At 67.3% G+C, this 1,480-nt stretch carries 2 protein-coding genes; one reads left to right on the top strand and one right to left on the bottom strand.

Features of this window, described 5'->3' with window-relative positions; genetic code table 11:
* The coding region (locus KZA10_RS14985; RefSeq protein WP_218683286.1) for an adenylyltransferase/cytidyltransferase family protein at nucleotides 1–100 on the bottom strand (100 nt) is incomplete at its 3' end.
* 120 nt (nucleotides 101–220) lie between these two features.
* Between KZA10_RS14985 and KZA10_RS14980 the strand changes: the two genes are divergently transcribed.
* A complete protein-coding gene (locus KZA10_RS14980) occupies nucleotides 221–1,441 on the top strand; it encodes a glycosyltransferase family 2 protein (protein ID WP_218683285.1) in 1,221 nt (406 codons plus the stop codon).
* The last annotated feature ends 39 nt before the right edge of the window (nucleotides 1,442–1,480 follow it).

The raw sequence follows: 1,480 nt of genomic DNA, 5'->3' as shown, positions 1-1,480 counted from the left end.
TCAGAATGTCGCAGTGCTGCTTTGCGTGACGAAGTAGATTCAGATGCCCGACGTGAAACAGGTCGAAAGCACCAACGGCATAGCCGATACGCGTCCCCATGATCTCCCCAGATCAGTAATTCCCCAGTAAGCGGATCCCCATCCGCTTCGCGACTCCCACAGCCGCGGTTCGAGAGTCTAGCAGGTTCGGGTTTCTCTCCGCACAGGATCCCGTGGAACGATGGAGGCCGCACGCGATGCGCGTGGGGAACAGGGGGCGGACGTGGGGACACCGGTCACGATCATCGTGCCGACGTTCAACGAGCGCGACAACGTCGCCGAGCTCGTCGCGCGGACCGCCGTGGCGCTCGAGGGGTGGGACGCCGAGATCCTGTTCGTTGACGACAGCACCGATGACACGGCCGCTGAGGTCGAGCGCGTCGCGGCCGATTCTCCGATCCCCGTGCGCGTGATCCATCGCGCCGAGAACACCGGAGGGCTGGGCGGCGCCGTCGTCATCGGCCTCGAGGCGGCGGCCTCCGATGTCTGCATCGTGATGGACGGTGATCTGCAGCATCCGCCCGAGCTCCTTCCCGTCCTGCTCGCTCGATTCGCGCAGGGGGACGCCGACGTCGTCGCCGCCTCCCGCTACGTCGGCGGAGGGGACACGAGCGGGCTCGGCACGGCGGTGCGCTTCGGCGTCTCCCGCGTCGCGACTTGGCTGACCAGGGCGATGTTCCCGATTCGCCTCGCTCGCAGCACCGACCCGATGACGGGGTTCTTCCTGGTCGACCGCGGTCGCCTCGACGTCTCGACGCTCCAGCCTCGGGGTTTCAAGATCCTCCTCGAGATACTCGCGCGCAACGACCTGCGCATCGCCGAGGTGCCGATGGAGTTCGCCGAGCGACGACACGGCACGTCGAAGGCGAGCTTTCGCCAGGGGGCGATGTTCCTCGAGCACCTCGCACGACTGCGCTTCGGCAAGATGTCGCTGTTCGCGCTGATCGGCGTGATCGGCGCCGCCGCGAACCTCGGCATCATGTGGGGACTGACCGCCGCCGGCGTGCCCTACGTCTGGGCGGCGATCGTCGGTGCCGAGGTCACGATCATCGGCAACTTCTTGCTGCAGGAGCGCTTCGTGTTCGCCGACATGAAGACGGATGCCCGCGGGGTCGGGATCCGTTTCGCGAGCTCGTTCGCGTTCAACAACGTCGAGGCGGCGCTGCGCATCCCCGTGATGGCTCTGATGGTCGAGACCTGGCACATCTCCAGCGTGCTCGCGACGGCGCTCTCCCTCATCGTGGCGTTCTTCGCCCGGTTCCTGTTCCACTCGCTCGTGGTCTACGCCCCCACCCGTCGGCGCAAGGGCGACCAGGCGTCGTCCGAGCCCCCGACCGACACGGCCGCGCAGCGGGTGATCCGCGCGATCGACGTCGAGGTCATGAAGCCGGGCGAGCTCTGAGCGATACGCCCGTCGGCGGTGTCACTCCGCTCCGACGGG

Source organism: Microbacterium sp. BF1 (assembly GCF_019279095.1).
GTDB lineage: Bacteria > Actinomycetota > Actinomycetes > Actinomycetales > Microbacteriaceae > Microbacterium > Microbacterium maritypicum.
The sequence above is the reverse complement of the archived record's forward strand: the minus strand, read 5'-3'. Positions and strand labels throughout refer to the sequence as shown.

Bases quoted from the DNA above. Each gene is read 5' to 3' on its own strand.
- KZA10_RS14980 (WP_218683285.1), top strand. From the start codon at position 221: ATGGAGGCCGCACGCGATGCGCGTGGGGAACAGGGGGCGGACGTGGGG.